This window comes from Nocardia sp. NPDC056000 (genome assembly GCF_042269265.1).
Lineage (GTDB): Bacteria > Actinomycetota > Actinomycetes > Mycobacteriales > Mycobacteriaceae > Nocardia.
Genome location: NZ_JBHJXS010000002.1, coordinates 520,501 through 538,778, shown reverse-complemented (window position 1 = coordinate 538,778; position 18,278 = coordinate 520,501). Strand labels below are relative to the sequence as shown.

8 protein-coding genes are annotated in these 18,278 nt (G+C 69.0%); all 8 read right to left on the bottom strand.

The features are described 5' to 3' along the window. Positions 1–19: 19 nt before the first annotated feature. A complete protein-coding gene (locus ACFC4D_RS07280) occupies positions 20–829 on the bottom strand; it encodes an ABC transporter permease (protein ID WP_376062097.1) in 810 nt (269 codons plus the stop codon). Continuing rightward, the gene (locus ACFC4D_RS07275; protein ID WP_376062096.1) at positions 826–1,596 is read right to left on the bottom strand and encodes an ABC transporter permease; all 771 of its coding nucleotides are present in this window, start codon (positions 1,594–1,596) and stop codon (positions 826–828) included. The genes ACFC4D_RS07280 and ACFC4D_RS07275 overlap by 4 nt, the downstream gene beginning before the upstream one ends. After that, positions 1,593–2,549, bottom strand: coding sequence for an ATP-binding cassette domain-containing protein (locus ACFC4D_RS07270; RefSeq protein ID WP_376062260.1), 957 nt, complete (start codon positions 2,547–2,549; stop codon positions 1,593–1,595). The genes ACFC4D_RS07275 and ACFC4D_RS07270 overlap by 4 nt, the downstream gene beginning before the upstream one ends. A gap of 63 nt (positions 2,550–2,612) precedes the next feature. After that, the gene (locus ACFC4D_RS07265) at positions 2,613–5,960 is read right to left on the bottom strand and encodes an SDR family NAD(P)-dependent oxidoreductase (RefSeq protein ID WP_376062095.1); all 3,348 of its coding nucleotides are present in this window, start codon (positions 5,958–5,960) and stop codon (positions 2,613–2,615) included. Then, the gene (locus ACFC4D_RS07260; protein WP_376062259.1) at positions 5,953–7,278 is read right to left on the bottom strand and encodes a polyketide synthase; all 1,326 of its coding nucleotides are present in this window, start codon (positions 7,276–7,278) and stop codon (positions 5,953–5,955) included. The genes ACFC4D_RS07265 and ACFC4D_RS07260 overlap by 8 nt, the downstream gene beginning before the upstream one ends. Before the next feature lie 65 nt (positions 7,279–7,343). Then, on the bottom strand, positions 7,344–8,108 hold the full coding sequence (locus ACFC4D_RS07255; protein WP_376062094.1) for a thioesterase II family protein: 765 nt from the start codon (positions 8,106–8,108) through the stop codon (positions 7,344–7,346). Positions 8,109–8,148: 40 nt separating this feature from the next. Further along, entirely contained in the window at positions 8,149–14,352 is a 6,204-nt protein-coding gene (locus ACFC4D_RS07250) for an amino acid adenylation domain-containing protein (protein ID WP_376062093.1), read from the bottom strand. Positions 14,353–14,445: 93 nt separating this feature from the next. Further along, positions 14,446–18,039 carry an amino acid adenylation domain-containing protein gene (locus ACFC4D_RS07245; protein ID WP_376062092.1) on the bottom strand — a complete coding sequence of 1,198 codons (3,594 nt, stop codon included), beginning with the start codon at positions 18,037–18,039 and terminating at the stop codon, positions 14,446–14,448. Positions 18,040–18,278: the final 239 nt, after the last annotated feature.

Sequence of the window (18,278 nt, the reverse complement as noted above, 5' to 3'; positions counted from 1 at the left end):
CGAATCATCGACCGGCGGTTCAGCTTTCGGCGGCGGCGCGGTAGCCGCGCACGGCCAGGGCGCCGAAGACGGCGGCCAGGCCCAGCGACCACGCCGCCGTCTGGAGCATCGGGGTGGCGACCGGGCCGCCCAGGATGAAACCGCGCATGGCTTCGATGGCGCAGCTCATGGGCTGGGCGCGGACGATCGGTTGAATCAGATCCGGGTAGTTGTCCAGCGGGACGAATCCGGAGTTGAAGAACATGCCGATGAGCACGACGATGGCGGCGAGCTGGACGACCTTATCGCCGATTCGGCTGACGCCCACCAGGATTACCACCGGGGTGAATCCGGCGATGACCAGCACCGGGACCGCCAGCGCGCCGAAGAATCCGGGCCAGCCCTGCTGGAAGCGCAGGCCCAGCGCCATGCCGATCAGCACCACCACCAGGGTGACCACGGCGGCGCGCACGCATTCGGCGAGCAGGCGGCCGAGCATGCCTGCCGATCGGTGGATCGGCAGTACCCAGAAGCGGCGCAGCAGGCCGCTCTGGCGTTCGCCGTACAGGGACAGGCCGGTGCCCATCGCGCCGTACATGGCTCCGGCGATGGCGATCATGGGGACGAAACCGTAGATGGGGTCGGCGTCCGAGGACAGGCCCAGGGATCGGTCCAGCACCAGGTCGAACATGAGCAGCAGCAGTACGGGCAGCACCAGGGTGCTGGTCATCACCTCCTGCTGGCGGGACCAGCGGCGCAGCAGGCGGCCGGTCTCGATCAGCAGTTGGCTGGGCAGCGAACCCGAGCCGATCGGGTTCGGCTGTGCGACAGTGGGTTCGGGGGTTGTCATGCGCGCCGTCCTTCCGCACGGGTCGCGAGGAAAGCGCCCACGATGAGCAGGCCCGCGATCCACAGCGCGGCCACGCCGAGTTCCGAGGGATAGCGGCCCTCGGCCAGACCGCGCAGGGCCGAAGTCACCTGCGAGACCGGCTGATTGCGCGCCCAGCCCTGAATCCAGCCCGGGAAGCCTTCGGCCGGAACGAATCCGGTGGAGGTCATGATCAGCAGCAACTGGGGGACGAACAGTACGGTGCCGCCGAGTTCGGGATTGCGGGTGGCGGTGCCGAGCGCGTCGGCCGCGATCACGACCGCGGCTCCGAAGGCCAGCGTCACCGCGATGAACACCAGAGCCGTTGCCGGATCGTGGAATCGGAAGCCGAAGGCGATGCCCACCACCAGCGCGCTGGTCAGCGCGGCGCAGCCGCGCAACAGGTTCGCGGACATGCGCGCGGCCACCGGCACCCACGGGCGCACCGGCAGGGAGCGCAAACGCGTGGCCATACCGCCCGCGACCTCGCGCCCGGCGCGGTCGGCGGCGAACATGGCGGTGAAGAACATGGCGTACACCGCGACCAGCGGCAGCAGGTACTGCGCGAAGTCGATCCCGGTGGCGGACATGGATTTACGCAGCGGGATGTAGAAGCAGATGTAGATGGCCACCGGCGCGAACAGCGCCAGCATTACATCGCCTTCGCGGAGGGCGGCGCGAATACCGCGCTCGCTCAAGGCCGACCATTGCAATCCGGCCGGAACCCGCACGATGGGAACCTGATTCATGCGCTCACCTGTGCCGCGCTCGGCTTGGTGAGTTCGATGAAGACCTCGTCGAGGGAGGGGCGGCGCAGCGCGATATCGATCAATTCGATGCCGCCGCCGGTGATTCGGGCCAGCGCCTCGGTGAGGGTGGCAGCGCCGTCGGGTGCGGGCAGTGAGACCCGGTCGGCGGAGTCGGCCACCGTGACCTCGCCCAGCCCGGACAGGGCGGTGACCAGGCGTGGCACATCGGCGGCGTCGACCGGGACGACCTCGCAGTAGCTCGAGCCCGAGCGGGCCTTGAGCTGATCGGCGGTGCCCTCGGCGATGACGGTGCCCTTGTCCACGACAATGATGTTGTCGCTCAGCGCATCCGCCTCTTCCAGATACTGCGTGGTGAGCAGCACCGTGACGCCCTGCGCCTTGAGTTCGCGCACCAGCGCCCACAGGCTCTGGCGGCTCACCGGGTCCAGGCCGGTGGTGGGCTCGTCCAGGAAGACCACGCGTGGCGGGCGTACCAGACCGCAGGCGATATCGATGCGGCGGCGCATACCGCCGGAGTACTGGCCGACCCGCCGATCCCCCGCCTCGGTGAGCGAGAACTGTTCCAGCAGTTCCTCCGCGCGCGCCCGGGCCTGTTTGCGGCGGAGGCCGAGCAGGCGCGCGAAGAGCACCAGATTCTCACGGCCGGTGAGCATTTCGTCGAGTGCGGCGTACTGGCCGGTGAGCATGATCGAGGAGCGCACCTCGGTGGGCTGGCGCACCACGTCGTAACCGGCGACCACCGCCCGTCCGGCGTCCGGGCGCACCAGGGTGGAGAGCACCGACACCGTGGTCGTCTTGCCCGCGCCATTGGGGCCGAGCACCCCCAGCACACTGCCCGCGGGCGCGGTGAAGCTGATGCCGCGCAACGCTTTCACCTCGCCGAAGGACTTCTCCACGGACTCGACGATGATCGCGTCCTCGGGTTCCGGCACCGTATTCTCCATCCTGGTCATGACGCTATTCCCCCTGCTGCGTTGCTATTTCGGACGTGCTGACTAGTCGAGCAGTGACACCACTTCGTCCAGTGACGCACCGCCGAGGATGGCGGTGACCGGCAGATCGCGCTGAAGTTCGGCTTCGATGCGCTTGCGCAGGTCCAGGGCCTGAAGGGAATCCAGGCCGAGCGCCACCAGCGGCATGGAGCCGTCGATGGGTTCGGTGTTGTCCATGCCCATCACGAAGCGCAGGGCATCGCGGACCTGTCCGGCGATGTCCTGGACGATCGGGGCGGCCGGTGCGGTGGTGATCTCCACCGGGGCGGCTGCGACCGGGGTTGCGGCTGCCGCCGGGGCGACGGACGACCGCACGACCGGGGCGGGCTCGTCCGGGATCTCCGCGAACAGCGGCTCCTGGCCGAAGAGCGCGAAAATCGCACGGAGCTTGGACCATTCGGCCGCTACCACGATGCTGTTGCCCGCAGCGGCGAATCCGGCGGCGATGGCCGTGGCCGGATCCATGGGCAGCAGGCCGGTACCGCTGATGCGGGCAACAGCATCGGCATTGTCGGCTCCGACGGCCCGCCACAGTCCCCACTGCACGGAGGTGACGCCGATGCCGTCGCGGCGGTAGCCGGTGGCGGCGGCGTCCAGCATGCGGTTCACGGCGGCGTAGACGGCGTGGCCGCGGCCGCCGATGGTGGCCGAGAGCGAGGAGCACAGCACGACGCGGGCGTCCGGGGCGAGCGGAAGGTCGCGAATCAGCCGGTCCAGCGCGACGACCTTGGATTCCGCTGCGGCGAGCACGGTTTCGGGGCTCACCTCGGCAGCGGCGGCGTTGTAGTCGACGGCCGCGTGCACCAGCAGCGTGACCGGTGTGACCACGAAATCGTCGCCGAGCGAGCGCACGGCCTCGTCATCGGTCACATCACAGGTGCGGATCTTGATGACCGTGCCGTGCGCGCTCAATTCCGCCACCCGCTTGGCGGTTTCGGCGGAACCGCCCGAACGGCCGATGAGCGTGATGCGGCGGGCCCCGGCGCGCGCGAAGTCCGCGGCGCAGTCGAGGCCGAGTTTGCCGGTGCCGCCGATGATCACGACCTCGGCGAGGTCCGCCGGGGTGAGCGTGCAGTCACCGGGAGCATCGTCCACGACCAGCCGCTTGCCGTACCAGGCTCCGGCACGCGCGGCCAGTTCCGGCTCACCGGAGGTGTGGATCGCGCCGAGCACGGCCTTGGCCGCCTCCGGAATCTCCTGTCCGGCAGCCAGATCCAGATGCCGGAAGCCGACACCCGGATGCTCCGCCGCCAGGCACCGGAATCCGGCCTGCGCGGCGGCATGCGCGATCGCGGGCGTCTCACCCTCGAGCACCTGCTCACCACCGGAGGTCACCAACCAGACGTCCCGAACCCCGGTGAGGTCGGGCAGCCAGCTCCGATCCCCCACGAAGTCAGCGGATTCCCGCACCGCCGCGGCGATATCGGCAGCCGCCGACGGCGGCAGCAGCAGGACGACCGTGTCATAGGCGACGACACCCGCGCCGGTCGTACCGGACGTGGCTGGTGCAGCACTCACGGCACCCGCTCCCCCACCCGTGCTCGCAGCGGTCGCGGAGGCGGTGGTTCCGGCCGCGCCGTTCGATGCAGCGGGCGCAACGCCGGTTCCCGCAGCCGACGCAGCTGTCCCGTCTGCCATACCCCGCTTGCCGGCAACCACTTTCGCGCCGTGGCGGGGGGCTGCCTGCTCGATGGCGGCGGCGAGGTCGGCGGCGCGGCCGGTGTGGTCGATCACGGTCAGGGTGCGGGGCGGGACCAGCTTGCGGCGGTCCAGGCGGACCCAGCGCTCGGCGAGGCGCTGCGGGGCGACGGTACCTTCTGCGATGGAACTCGCTTGTGCGGCAGTGGATTCGGTGTCACTGGTGGCGAGAGCTCCGGAGCTCAGTGCACCGGAGGCATTTTCGCTACCGCGTGCGTCCGCCGATGTCGATGCGGTGCCGCCCTGCGGCGCTTCGGGGCGGTAGTTGAAGGGAGCCCAGAGCTGTTTCGGGGTGGTCTGGGTGTTGGGGAAGTCCAAGAGCGGGAGGCGGCGCACGTCGGATGTGGTGTCGCGCAGGGTGTCCCAGGCGAAGGCCGTGTCCAGGACCGCGACCTGGGCCAGGTTCCTGGTGAATTCGGCGAGGTCTACGGCGGTGCGGCGGGAGGTGCCGATGGTGCGGAAGTCGCGGTCCTTGCTCGCGCCGGAGAGGGTGTCCTGCATGGCGAGCATGAGGGCGGGGTGGTCGGCGATCTCCAGGAAGATGTCGATATCGCGGGCGGCGGCCTCGGCGATGGCGAGGTCGAAGCGGACGCGGTTGCGCAGGTTCCAGTACCAGTATTCGGCGGCGGTCAGATCGGGGGTGATGGCTTCGCCGAGGGTCGCGCCGAGGCACGGGATCTCGGTGGGCGCGAAGACCGGGGAGTCCAGGGTGTCGCGCAGGGTGCTCTCGAGATCCTCGCGGAACTTGCTGACGAAGGAGGTGTGCGCCGGGTATTCGACGCGGATCTCCTTGGCGAACTTGCCCTGTGCGGTGAGGGTCGCCACCAGCTCCGAGACGGCGGGACGCTCACCGGAGATGGCGAGCACGTTCGCGGAATTGACCACCGCGAGTTCGGCCCAGCCGGAATTGCGGGCCAGCAGCGCCTCGCATTCATCGCGATTGACCCCGACCACGGCCATGGCCCACTGGCCGTTCCACTCGTGTTCGCGTTCGAGTGAGCCGACCAGGTTGGCGCGCAGCGTGACCACGCGGACGCCGTCGGCGAGCGAGATGATGCCCGAGACCACGGCGGCGGCGATCTCACCCTGTGAGTGCCCGACGGTGACATGCGGTTCCACCCCGGCGGCGCGCCAGATGGCGGCCAGGCCCAGCATCTGCATGAACAGTGCGGGCTGAACCATTTCGACGCCGTAGTCGGCACCGGACTCGTCGAGCAGGTAGGTCAGCGGCGAAATACCGTGCTGCGCTTGGAAGATCGCGTCGCATTCGTCGACGGTGGCGCGGAAGATCGGTGAATGCGCGTAGTAGAGCACGCCCATACCGGGCCGTTGAGAGCCCTGGCCGGGGAAGACGTAGGCGATGCGGCGTGCGCTCGCGGCGCGGTTACCGGCCGTCACGGCCGGATGCGGCTTCCCGGCGACGATCGCGTGCAGCGCCTCGATCAGCCGGTCGCGGTCGGTGACGGCGATGAGCGCCCGGTATCGCCGGGCCGCGCGGGTGCGGAAGAGCATGTCCGCCACCGCATCCGGGGTGACCGACGGCCGCTCCTCCAGGTAGGCGACCAGGGCGGCGGCCTCACGTCCGAGCGCGTCGGCGGTTTCGGCGGACAGCAGGATCGGGGTGCTGCCGTCCGGAAGGCGGTAGTCAGGCATGGGTTTCCTCTTCCAGGACGGGCATGGCGAGCACGGCGTGTGCGTTGGTGCCGCTGACGCCGAACGACGACACCGCGCCGTAGCGAACGCCGTCGCGCGGTTCCCAGTCGGTGAGTTTGGCTGCCAGGCGCAGGTTTCCGGCCTCCCAGTCGAAGCGGGAGTTGGGGCTGTCGGCGTGCCGGGTGGGGGCGATCTGCCCGTGCAGGCCGCTGAGCAGCACCTTGATCAGGCCGAGCAGCCCCGCGGCGGCTTGCGCGTGGCCGAGATTGGATTTCACCGAGCCGAGCAGCGGGCTGCTGCCATCGGCCCGGGGTGTGCCGTAAACCTGTTGCAGCGCGGTCAATTCCAGCGGATCGCCGACGGCGGTGCCGGTGCCGTGGCCCTCGATCATGTCGATCAGGTTCGGATCGATTCCGGCGGCGGTCACGGTCGCGCGGACCAGGCGTTCCTGTGCGGCGGAGCTGGGCACCGCGATGGGCGCGCCCTTACCGTTGTGGTTGATGCGCGAGCCGAGCAGGCGGCCGTAGACGCGGTGCCCGAGTTCGCGTGCCCGCGATTCACGTTCCAGCACAACGACTCCGACGCCTTCGCCCCAGAGCGTGCCGAGGGCGTTGTCGGAGTACGGCTTGCACTGGCCGTCGGCGGCGAGCGCGTTGTTCTTGGAGAATTCGAAGAACGCGCCGGGTGAGCCCATGATGCAGGCCGCGCCCGCGAGCGCCCATTCGCATTCGCCATTGCGAATCGCATTGGCGGCCAGGTGAACTGCGGCAAGCGATGATGCGCAGGCCACATCCACGACCACGGAAGGTCCGCCCAGGCCCAGCACATTGGAGATGCGCCCGGCGACCGCGCCCATGGCGGCTCCGCCCGCGCGATATCCGGTGAAGTCGTTGACTTCCGCGCCGTGCGGGCCGTATTCGGTGTTGGAAGCGCCCATGTAGCAACCGATGTCGTCGCCGTCGCCGAGTGCGGTGGGGTTGATGCCCGCGTTCTCCAGCGCGCGCCATGCCACCCGCAGCGCCACCCGCTGTTGCGGGTCCATGGCGACCGCTTCGCGCGGGGTGATGCCGAAGAACATGGGATCGAAATCAGCTGCGGTATCGAGGAATCCGCCCGCGTCGCGGACTTCGCCCCAGCCTTCGGTCTCGGCGAGCGCGAACAGCTTCTCCAGCGGCCAGCCGCGATCACGCGGGAAGGGTCCGATCAGATCGCGCGATTCGGCCAGCGCTTCCCAGTACTGGGCCAGCGTCTCGATACCGCCGGGCGCTTCGATCGCCATCCCGGTGATGACGATCGGATCCTCCGCACCGCCCCTCATGCCGGTTCCCGCCGCGCCATTGTCCGCCGTTCCATTGTCCGAGCCGATCGGATCGCCGCCGTTGCTCATCGGGCTACCGCCGTCCGGATCGGTTCCGCCGCGAGGGTTTCCGCGATGGCGGCGACATGGTCGTGCAGGTAGAAGTGCCCGCCGTCGAACATGCTCACCTGGAGTTCGTGCGGGGTGTGCGACTGCCAGCCGTACAGGTCGCCGATGGAGACGAATTCGTCCTCGCTGCCGCCCATCACGTGCAGCGGGGTGTCCAACTGGACGTCCTGGGCACAGACGTAGGCGTCGAAGGCGGCGTAGTCGGCCTTGAGCGCGGGCAGTGCCATGCGCATGAGGTCGCGGTTGCCCAGCACGTCCGCGCCGGTGCCCTGGAGTCCGCCGACGTGGTCGAGCAGTTCCTCATCCCCGGTGGGATGGTTGGGCATATCGACGACTCGATACGGTGCGACCGCGCCGGATACGGCGAGCAGGCGCACCGGAATGCCCTCGCTCTCGGCCAGCTTGGCGAATTCGAAGGCGACGACCGAACCCATGCTGTGGCCGAAGACGGTGATCGGCTCCCCGTTATTGCTGGGCGAGCGCACGAATTCGGCGAACGCGCCCGCGGCGATATCGGGCACGCTAGTCAGCGCGGCCTCGCGGGCCCGGTCCTGGCGGCCCGGGTACTGGAAGATCGAGACGTCGAAGTGTTCGCTCAGCGCCTTGGAGAACGGGCGGTAGGTGGACGCGCCGCCGCCCGCGTGCGGGCAGATGACCAGTGGCGCGCTGCCCGGCGTGCGCGGGCGATGGAATTTGCGGATCCAGCCGAGGGTATTGCTCATAGTCCTTGCTCCTGTTTCTCCGCGCGCGGAATTCCGGCGCTCACTGCCACATCCGGCGCATCACCAGCAGGCCGTGGTCTTCGTCGCCGATGACCGCGGCATCGTCGATCCGGGTGTCCGGGGCGGCGGCGATGGCGCGCAGGGTGTCGTGGAAGGCGGCCTCGATGATCTCGGCCTCGGTGTCGTCGAAGGAGTCCTCCGCGTAGAAGACCACCGCCCGCACGCCGTCGCCGGGCAGCAGTTCATTGGCCGGGAAGATCATGACCAGCAGGGCGTTATCGGTCGCGCCGCCGCCCTCGAAGGTCACCAGTTCCAGGTTCGCCTGTGCCAGCAGGCTTTCCAGTTCGGCCCGGCCGGGCGGGTAGGACTGGAAGACGAACATGGAGTCGAACAGTTTGCGCACACCGGTGGCCCGGATGGCCGAGGTGAGGCGGTACTGGTGGAATTCCATGAGTTCGACACGGCGGCGCTGGATTTCGGCCAGCTGTTCGCGCCAGGTGGAATCGCCGCGCAGGCCGACCGCGACCGGAATGGTGTTGGCGAAGCAGCCGACGGCATTGTCGACCTCGTCCAGGTCGGCGGGGCGGCCGGAGACAACCTCACCGAATACCGCTGTCTCCGAACCGGTTACGTAGCGCAGTACGTTGGCCCAGGCGAGCTGGCAGATGACGCTGAAGGTGGTGCCGAGTTCGGTGGCCAGCTCGGTGAGCCGGTCCACCACCTGCGCGTCGATCTCGGCGGAGCGGCCGGTGGGCACGCCGCCGCCCTCTGGCACCCGGTTGGGCGCGACCAGGCAGGGCTGCACGCCGTCCAGATAGCCGGACCAGGCGGCCTCGGTCGCCTCCTCCCGATCCTGGGTCAGGGCCAGGAATTCGGCGAAGGTGTCCGGGTTGCCGAGCGGTGCTGCGGTGCCGTCGCTGAGGTAGGCGGCGAAGATCTCCTGCGGCAGCAGCTGACCGGACCAGCCGTCGGTGAGCAGGTGATGCGAGGTGAGCACCAGCATGTGCACCGCCTCGGGCAGGTGCACGACGGTGACGCGGGTGAGTGGGCCGCGCGCGAGGTCGAACTGTTCGCCCTGATCGGCGAGCAGGAAATCGCGCAGTCGCTCATCGGAGTCGGTCCGGCCCGCGAAGTCGACCTCGCGCACCGGGAAGTCCATATGCTCGTTGACCAGTGCGTACGGCTGGCCGGCGTGCGAGACCGAAATCGCAACGCGCAGATTGGGATAGCGGTTCAGGACGGTGTCCAGTGCGGCGGTCAGGCGTGGCAGTTCCAGATCGCCGCGCACGGCGATCATGGTCTGCACATTGTAGAAATCCTTACCGCCGGAACCGAGCGCGGTGAAGTACAGCCCGGCCTGCATGGGCGCGAGCGGATGCACGTCGGCGAACGCGCCGTACAGGGTCTGCCAGCGGTCCAGGTCCAGCTGGGTCACGCCGCGCGCCAGCACATCGCTGGGGGTGGGCTGGCGAACCGGGTTGTCCCGCACCGTCTTCGACAGATCGCGCAGTGCGCCGGTCCACAGGTCGGCGAGTTCGTGCACATCGGCGTCGGTGAGCACGCCCGCCGGGAAGCGGAAGGAGGCGCGCAGACCGGTGCGGTCGCCGTCGGCAATGCTCACGGTGTTGACGTCCAGTACGGCCGGGACCGGCATGGCCGGGTCGGCGTGGCCGCCCAGGTAGCCGAATTCCGGTGCGGCATCCCAGGGTTCGAGGGTGTCGGCGTTATCGGCGACGGTGAATCGGCCCATGTAGTTGAAGCTGATCTGCGGGGCCGCGTGAACTTCCAGCTCGGCCTTGGCGGCGGGGTTCAGCCAGCGCAGCAGACCCCAGCCGATACCGGAGTCCGGCACCGCGAGCAGCTGTTCCTTGACCGCCTTGACCGCGTCCACGATATCGGCCTCGCCGCCGCGCAGCACGTTCAGCGCGACCGGGTAGGCGCTGGTGAACCAGCCCACGGTATTGGCCAGATCGGCTCCGGCGAAAAGGGTTTCGACGCGGCCGTGCCGCTCCATGGTGAGCGCGACGGTATCGGCGTCATTGTCGTGCGAACGCCGGAACCGGTGTACGGCCACGGCCAGCGCGGCGACCTGGATATCCAGGAAGTCGCAGCCGAACACCTGCGCGCCGAGCGTGCTCAGCAGCTGGGTGTCATCGGCGTCGAGCTCGGCGGTGACCTCGTGCAGGGTGGCGACGGTGTCCACGACCGGATCGACGCGACGCGTGCCGAGCAGCGGATCGGCCGCCGCGGCGACCTCCTGCCAGCGCGGCAATTCCGCTGCCAGAGCATCACTTTGGGCGTAGTGCACCAGGTTGCTGTTCCAGGTGTGCACCGAGGTGCCGGTCTCCGGCTCCAGCGCGCCGTCCTGCCAGAGACCACGCAGATCGTCGTGCAGGATGCGCCAGGAGACGCCGTCCACCACCAGGTGGTGGATCACCAGCAGCAGGCGGCCGGTGGCGGAATCGGGCGTACGCGCCCACACCGCGCCGACCATGCTCCCGGCGGCCGGATCGAGTGCCGCGCCGACCTCGTGCAGATGCGCCTGAAGCACCTCGCCCGCACTGAGTTCCCAATCGTCGCCATCGATTACGACCTCGATCAGCTCGACGGGCGGGTACGCCTCGCCGACCGCCGGGACGTAGTAGGCGAGAGCGCTCTCCGGGGTTTCCGAGCCGAGGCGGGCGCGGAGCAGGGGGTGGCGGTCGAGTAGGGCCGCCACGGTGGCAGTGAGCTGCTCGGCCGTCGCGCCGGGCGGGGTCACCACGGCGGTGGCCTGGCTGTATCCGGTGTATTCGCCGACCTTTTCGACGAGCATGGCGGCGATCGGGTTGAGCGGGATCCAGCCGGTGTCCGCGCCCGCGCCGATGAGCGCGGGTGCTCCGGTGTCGAGGATCGGGGTGGTCGCGGCGGCGATGGCGGCGATGGTGCGGGCGTCGAACAGGGCGCTGGTGGTGATGGCCAGTCCGCGCTTCTTCAGGGCCGAGGCCATGCGGATGGCGGTGATGGAATCGCCGCCCAGGGCCAGGAAGTCGTCATCGGCGGCCAGGGCGAGATCGTCGCCGAGGTTGAGCACCTGGCGGACCGCTTCGGCGACAAGGGTTTCCGGGCCGTCGCCGAGTTCGCGGCCGTGACCGCTGCTGCCGCCGAGATCCGGTTCGGGCAGGGCGCGCCGGTCCAGCTTGCCGTTGGCGGTGAGCGGGAGCGCGGCCATGCGCACCAGGGCCGACGGAATCATGTACTCGGGCAGGCGTTCCGAGAGGTAGGCACGAATCGCACCCGCCACGGCGGTCTCGGAATCGTTGGCGTACACCGAATCCGGCTCCGCCACGTAGTAGGCGACCAGCACCGAGTCATTGCCGCGCGGCAGTGCGATGGCGGCGGCCGAGCCGATACCCGGCATGCGGCGCAGTGTGGTGCCGATTTCACCGAGTTCGATGCGGTGGCCGCGAATCTTGACCTGATCGTCCACGCGACCCAGGTATTCCAGGCGGCCACGGGAGTTCCAGCGCACGATATCGCCGGTGCGGTACATCCGCGCCCCGGGCTCTCCGGCGAACGGGCAGGCCATGAAGGTGGCGGCGCTCAGGCCGGGCCGCCGGTGGTAGCCCCGCGCCAGCTGTACGCCACCCAGATACAGCTCACCGGTGACGCCCGGGGGCACCTGCCGCAGCTGCTCATCGAGGACGTACACCGACGAATTGGATTCGGGGCGGCCGATGAGCGCGGAACGGATCTCATCGCTGCCCTGGGTTCCCGCGAAATCCTCGTGGGTGAGGTCCATGGCGGCCTCGGTCGGGCCGTACAGACCCAGCACGGTGCCGCCGAACACCCGGCCGGCCTCTTCCACCAGCGCGGGCGGCACGGATTCGCCGCCGAGGTAGACGTAGCGCATGGACTGCAAGCGCTTCGGGTCCGGGCCCGCGTCGAGGAAGGCGCGGGTGACGCTGGGCACCAGGGACAGCTGAGTCACGCGGTGCCGCTCGATGATTCCGGCGAGCGCCTCCACATCCGCCTGCCACCATTCCGGATGCGGGAGCACGGTTGCCGAGCCGGTGCCGAGCGCGTTCACCAGTTCGAACACCGATACGTCGAAACCGATCGGCGCCTTCTGCAGAATGCGCTCCTGCCCGAAGCCGAGGTAGTCGCGCATCCACTGCACATGGTTCGCGATGGCGCGGTGATGGATGACCACGCCCTTCGGACGGCCGGTGGTGCCCGAGGTGTACAGCAGATAGGCAGCGTCCAGCGGGTGGACGGGCCGGGCCAGTTCCTCGGCACGGACCGGTGAGCCGTCGGTGGCGGCCAGCTCGGCGCGGACATCCGGGGCGGCAAGGTCCAGGAGCGGCAGACGCGCCTCGGTCATTCCGGCGCGCTCTCGGCCGGAATCCACACCGGTGGAAGATGATTCGAAGCCGTGGATCCCGGCCAGATACACGCCCGGATGACGGGGGGAATCAGCGCCAACCGTATTGATCAGCAGGGACAGCTCCGCATCGCCCAGCATGTATTCGATGCGGTCGAGCGGGTAGCTCGGGTCGGCGGGGACGTATACCGCGCCCGCGCGCAAAACGGCGGCGAAGACGACGGGGAGCCATTCGCTGCGTTCGGCGTAGACGCCGACCCGATCACCGTTGCGGACACCGCGATCGCGCAGCATGCGGGTGAGTCCGTTGACGCGCGAATCGAATTCGGCGTAGTCGAGTTCGGTGTCCTCGAAGATCACCGCGACCCGGTCCGGATGCTCCTGCGCGGAGGTCCGGATCATGGCGTCGATGGTGTCGGGGGTGATGGCGGGGCGGTCACCGTGCGACCAGTCGTCCAGGCGGGCGCGATCGGAGGCGGAGAGGGTTTCCAGCGCGGTCAGCGTCGCGCCGGGGGTGGCGGCGGCGAGCACCTGTTCGATGTACTCGTGCAGGCGCTCGATGGTGCCGTGATCGAAAAGATCGGTGCGGTAGGTGATCTGGACGTCGGTGCGGTCGGCGTGCATGAAGGTCTCGACCACCAGCGGCAGCAGTGCGCCGCCATTGTCGATCAGTTCCCAGCTGGTGACCGCGCCCGGCAGTTGCGGGCCGTCGATCTTCTGGTGCAGGAACAGCACCATGGTGTCGAACAGTTTGGAACCGATATGCCCGGTGGCGCTGTTGGCCGCCCGGATGATGCCCTCCTGCGGAAAATGCTTGTGCCGGAAGGCTTCGGTGGTGGTGGCGCGCACCTGGTTCACCAGTTCGGCGAAGGTGTGCGCGCCCGCGCCGGTGAAGCGCAGCGGAATCATATTGGACAGGTTGCCGATCAGCAGTTCCTGACCGGACTCCTCGCGATTGGCGACGGTGGTGCCGACCACGATGTCGCGCTGGCCGGTGGTCTGGCGCAGCGCCAGATAGTAGGCGGCCAGGAAGACCGAGAAGGGGGTGCTGCGCAGATCGGCGGCGAGCCTGCGCAGGTTGGCGTCCGCCTGCGCGCCCAGCAGCCGGTCGAAGCGGTCACCGCGTTCGGTGACGGCGACCGGGCGGCGATCGTACGGCAGCTGGAGTTCGGGTACTTCACCGTCGAATTGGCTTGCCCAGAACTCCATTTCGACGGAGTGGTCGCCGTCGCGGTAGCGGTCCTGCTCCCATTCGGCGAAGTCGGCGACCTGGAGTCGCAGCGGTTCCACCGTGATGTCACCGGTGCGCGCCTGCCGATAGAAGTTCTCGATATCGGGCGAGAGCGCGGGCAGGGTCATACCGTCCCAGGCGATGTGCTGGATGACCAGCAACGCCACCAGGCGATCGGAGCGGGTGCGGGCGAAGGTCACGCGCAGTGAGGATTCGGTCGACAGATCGAAGGTCTCGTAGGCGGCGGCCCGGGTCAGTTCGGCCAATCGCCGGTCCGCCTCGGCCGGATCGTGCGCGGTGAGGTCGATCTCGGTGATGCGGGGCGGCAGGCCGTCGTGGATGAGCTGGTACGGGTCGCCGTGTTCGTCATTGTGATAGGTGGTGCGCAGCACCTCGTGCTTGCGCACCAGGGCCAGGAAGGCGCGGTGCAGGGCCGGACCGTCCACCTCACCGTCGAAAGTCAGTGCCAGACAGAGGTTGTAGGCGGCGCTGTCGGGAGCGATCTGCTGATGCGCCCACACATTGCGCTGTCCGAAGGACAGGGGCGCGCGCGTCGGATCGCGGCGCACCGGTACCGCGGGGGCGGCGGCCAGGCCCGCGCTCGCGAGCCGGGCCGCCATTGCTGCCTGTAGGTCTTCCAGCGACTTCATCAGGTGAAACCAATCCTTGTTCTTTCGAGAAACCCTGCACCGCACCGGATTCCGGCACGCGATACCGCTCAGTGCGCTATCGGATGGAACCGATCAGAGCGCGGCGACCGGTTCCGGATTCGGGATCTCGGCGAGCTCGAGCAGAATGCGGGACACCTGGTCCAGCCGGTCCGGGGTGGGCTCGGCGGCCAGCAGCGCGGCGCAGATGCCCCGCACGGTGCGGCCCTCGAGCACCGCGGTGACGCCGAAGCGTTCCACCGCCAGAAGCCCGCGCAGTTTCGCGGTGAGGGTGGTGGCAAGAATCGAATTGCCGCCGATATCGAAGAAATCGGTTGTCACGCTGAACTTCTCGATGCCGAGCACCATGGCGGCGATGTATTCCACGGCCGCCTCGAGCGCGGTCTCGGGGGCGAGGTAGCTGTCGGCGGCGGCATCGTCACCGGCGGCGACCATGCGGCGGATGGCGGCGCGATCCAGTTTGCCGTTGCCGGTCAACGGGATCGCGGGGACCAGTTCCAGGATTTCCGGAATCATGTGCGCGGGCAACAGTTCCCGGAGTCCGGCGGTGACGGACTCGATGGACGGGGCGTGCTCCGGGGCGGCATGCTTACCGCCCGCGGCGAAGGCGGCGATCGCGGCCAGGCGTCCCGAATCCGTCACCAGCGCAACGGCTTCGCCGATACCCGGCTGGGCGGCCAGCGCGGACTCGACCTCACCGAGTTCGACGCGGAAACCGCGGATCTTCACCTGGTGGTCGGCGCGGCCCAGGAAGTCCAGGGTGCCGTCCGGCAGGTAGCGGGCCATATCGCCGGTGCGGTACCAGCGGATGCCGTCCACGGTGACGAAGCGGTCGGCGGTGCGCTCCGGATCGCCGCGGTAGCCGTCGGCCACGCTGACGCCGCCGATCCACAGCTCACCCGGGACATGGTCGGGGCAGTCCTCGCCGCGCGAATTGACCACGCGGCAGCGGACATTCGCCATCGGCGTGCCGTAGGGGACATTCGCCCAGTCGGCCGGGTAGAGGTCGGTGACCTCGCAGATGGTGGAGTGGATGGCGGTCTCGGTGGTGCCCCCCAGGCCCGCGAAACGCACGCCCGGCACGACTTCCCGGAAGCGGTGGCCCTGCTGGGATTTCACCCGGTCACCGCCGGTGATGACCACGCGCACGGTGCGCAATTGCTCGGGTGCGGCGGTATCGAGCAGCATGGTGATCAGGCCGGGCGCGGCATTCACCACCGTCACACCGGTTTCCGCGATGAGCGCGGACCAGGCCACGGCATCGCGTTCGATGCTCGCCTCGACCGCGACCACCGCGCCGCCCAGGGAGAGCGGGGCGAAGATATCGAATACCGACAGGTCGAACTCCAGCGCGGACAGACCCACGGTGTGATCGTCCGCGCCCAGGTCGAAGTGCGTGATAATGGCGTCGATGGTGTTGGCCGCCGCGCGGTGGCTCACCTCCACGCCCTTGGGCTCACCGGTCGAACCGGATGTGAACAGCACGTACGCAACCGAATCGGCGTCCGCGACGTGCGCGGCCTCCAGTCGCGGACCCGCGATGGCATCGGCCAGCAGCAGCGGGCTCACCTCGGCGGGCAAATCGGCCGGGGTGTCCAGCAGGATCACCCGAGCGCCACCGCGCGCCAGGATTCGGTCCCGACGCGCCTGCGGCTGCGCGGTGCTGATCGGCAGGTACGTCGCACCCGCGGCGAGCACGCCGAGCACGGCGGAAATCTGCCTGTGCCCCTTGGGAATCATGACGGCGACGGTGTCGCCGGGGCGCACCCCGGCCTCGGTCAGCGCGTGCGCGACGGCCAGTGCTGCACCGGCCAGCTCGCCGTAGGTGAGGGCACCGGTGCTCGCCGCGTCGTGCACACCCGCACCTGCCGAATCCCGCACGGCGAGCTCGTCGGGAGAGCCGACGGCCTGTGCGTCCCAGCGCAGGGCAGGGCGCTCGGGGTGGCGCTCGGCGAGGGTGAAGAAGGCTTCGTGCAGGGTGCGCGGGCCGCCGAGTTCGAGGTCGGTGGCATTGACGTGATCGCGGATATCGCGCTGCGCCTGCGGCAGGGCGATGGCCAGATCCGCGGTCCAGTCCGCGTCGTCGGCCACCAAACCGTCCAGCAGAGCGCGGAATTCGGTGAACATGGCATCGGCCACGCCCTCCGGGAGGGCGTCGCGGCGCAGATCCCAGTTCACCAGCAGGCCGCCGTTGAGTTCCACGACCTGGGCGTCCAGATCGACCTGCGGGCCCTGGGAGATGATCCACACCGGCGCGCCGAAGACGCGCAGCACGCGGTCGGAGAAGAGCTCGCCCAGATCCAGGCCGGAGGTGAAGACCACCGACGGGGTGACCGGCGCACCGTGCAGGCGGCCCAGATCACGCAGGACGTCCAGGCCCTCGTACTCCGAATGCGCCGCGCAGGTGTGCAATTCGCGCTGTAGTCGCTTGGCGCGATCCACCATGGATTCGGCGCGGGTGGCGTCCACGTCCACCAGTACCGAATTGGTGAAGTCGCCGACCACACGGTCGATATCGTCGTGCAGCGGTTCGCGGTTGAACAGCGGCACATTGAGCAGGAAGCGCTGCCGGGCCGACCAGCGGGCGATGGCCTCGGAGAAGACGGTGGCCAGTGCGACGGCGGGCGTCACGCCGTGGCCGTGCGCGTTCTTGTTCAGGCGCTGCCGGGCGGCCGGATCGAACCAGTGGTGCAGGCGCACACTGCGGCTCGGGTCGCGGCGCTCGGCCTCGGGCAGCACGGGCAGGGCCGGAATACCGGGCAGCTCGCCCAGGCGGCTCGCCCACCAGTCGCGATCGGCCGAATTATCCGGGGCGGCCTGCTCTTTCGCGGCCAGGTAGGCGCGGAAGGTGTAGTCCAGCGATTCGGTGAGGTCGGCGTCCGTCTCGTACAGGGTCGCCAGATCCTCCAGGATGCGGCGGTAGCTCTGCGCGTCGGCGGCGAGCATATCCACATCCACGTGCAGGCGGTGACCGCCGCCGGACAGCAGCGACAGCGCGATATCGATGACCTGCCCGGCCTCGACATCCATACGCTGATGACTCTTGGCCTGGCGCAGGCGTTCCAGCTCATCGGCCTCGGAATCGGCGCTCAGGGTGAGGGCTTCGAAGACCGGGCGCAGCGGTTCGGGCAGGGTCTGCTGGGTGCCGCTGTCGGTGAAGCGGGCGCGCAGCTGCTCGTGCCGGTGCACCAGGCGGGTCACGGCGCGGCGCAGGCGTTCGGGATCGAGTCCGTCACCGTCGAATTCGACGTACAGGTGGGCGGCGACGCCGCCGAGGGCCTGATCCTGGCGGCGGCCCATCCAGTAGGCGTGCTGCATGGTGGCGAGGGGGAATTCGCTGCCGGGGGCCGGGGCGTCGGCGGAGCCGTTCGCGGCCGGGGCCACGGAGCCGTTCGATGTGGGGGCCGTCGCGGATTCGGCTGCTGCCGAGGCTGATTCGGCGGCGACCTGGCCCGCGCCGAGCAGGGCCGTCCACGCGGCGAGCGTCGGTTCCAGGGCGAGGGCGGAGCTGCGCACCTCATAGCCCTGCTTACGCCATTTGGCGGACAGGTGCATGAGCTTCATGGAGTGCATGCCCAGGCTGACGAGATCGTCGTCATCGCCGATCGATTCGGGGGCGACGTCCAGCGCAGCCGCCACGATTGCGCGAATCCCAGCCTTGTCGAGCATCGAACTCCTCATCCTGCGAATGTTCCGCCTCGGGCCTGACACCAAAGGTAGGCTTGCCTAACTTCATAGGGATGGTAGCCCATGGCCGCAGGCGCGGTGAAGGGGTGTGGTTTGGCTAACCTAAATAGCTGATTACGGGCCTCTGACAAGCGAATACGCCGATGGGACCCATCGGATCACTTCCGATGGGTCCCATTCACGACCCCGCACGAGCCCCTCAACCCCTGCGAATTCTTCGC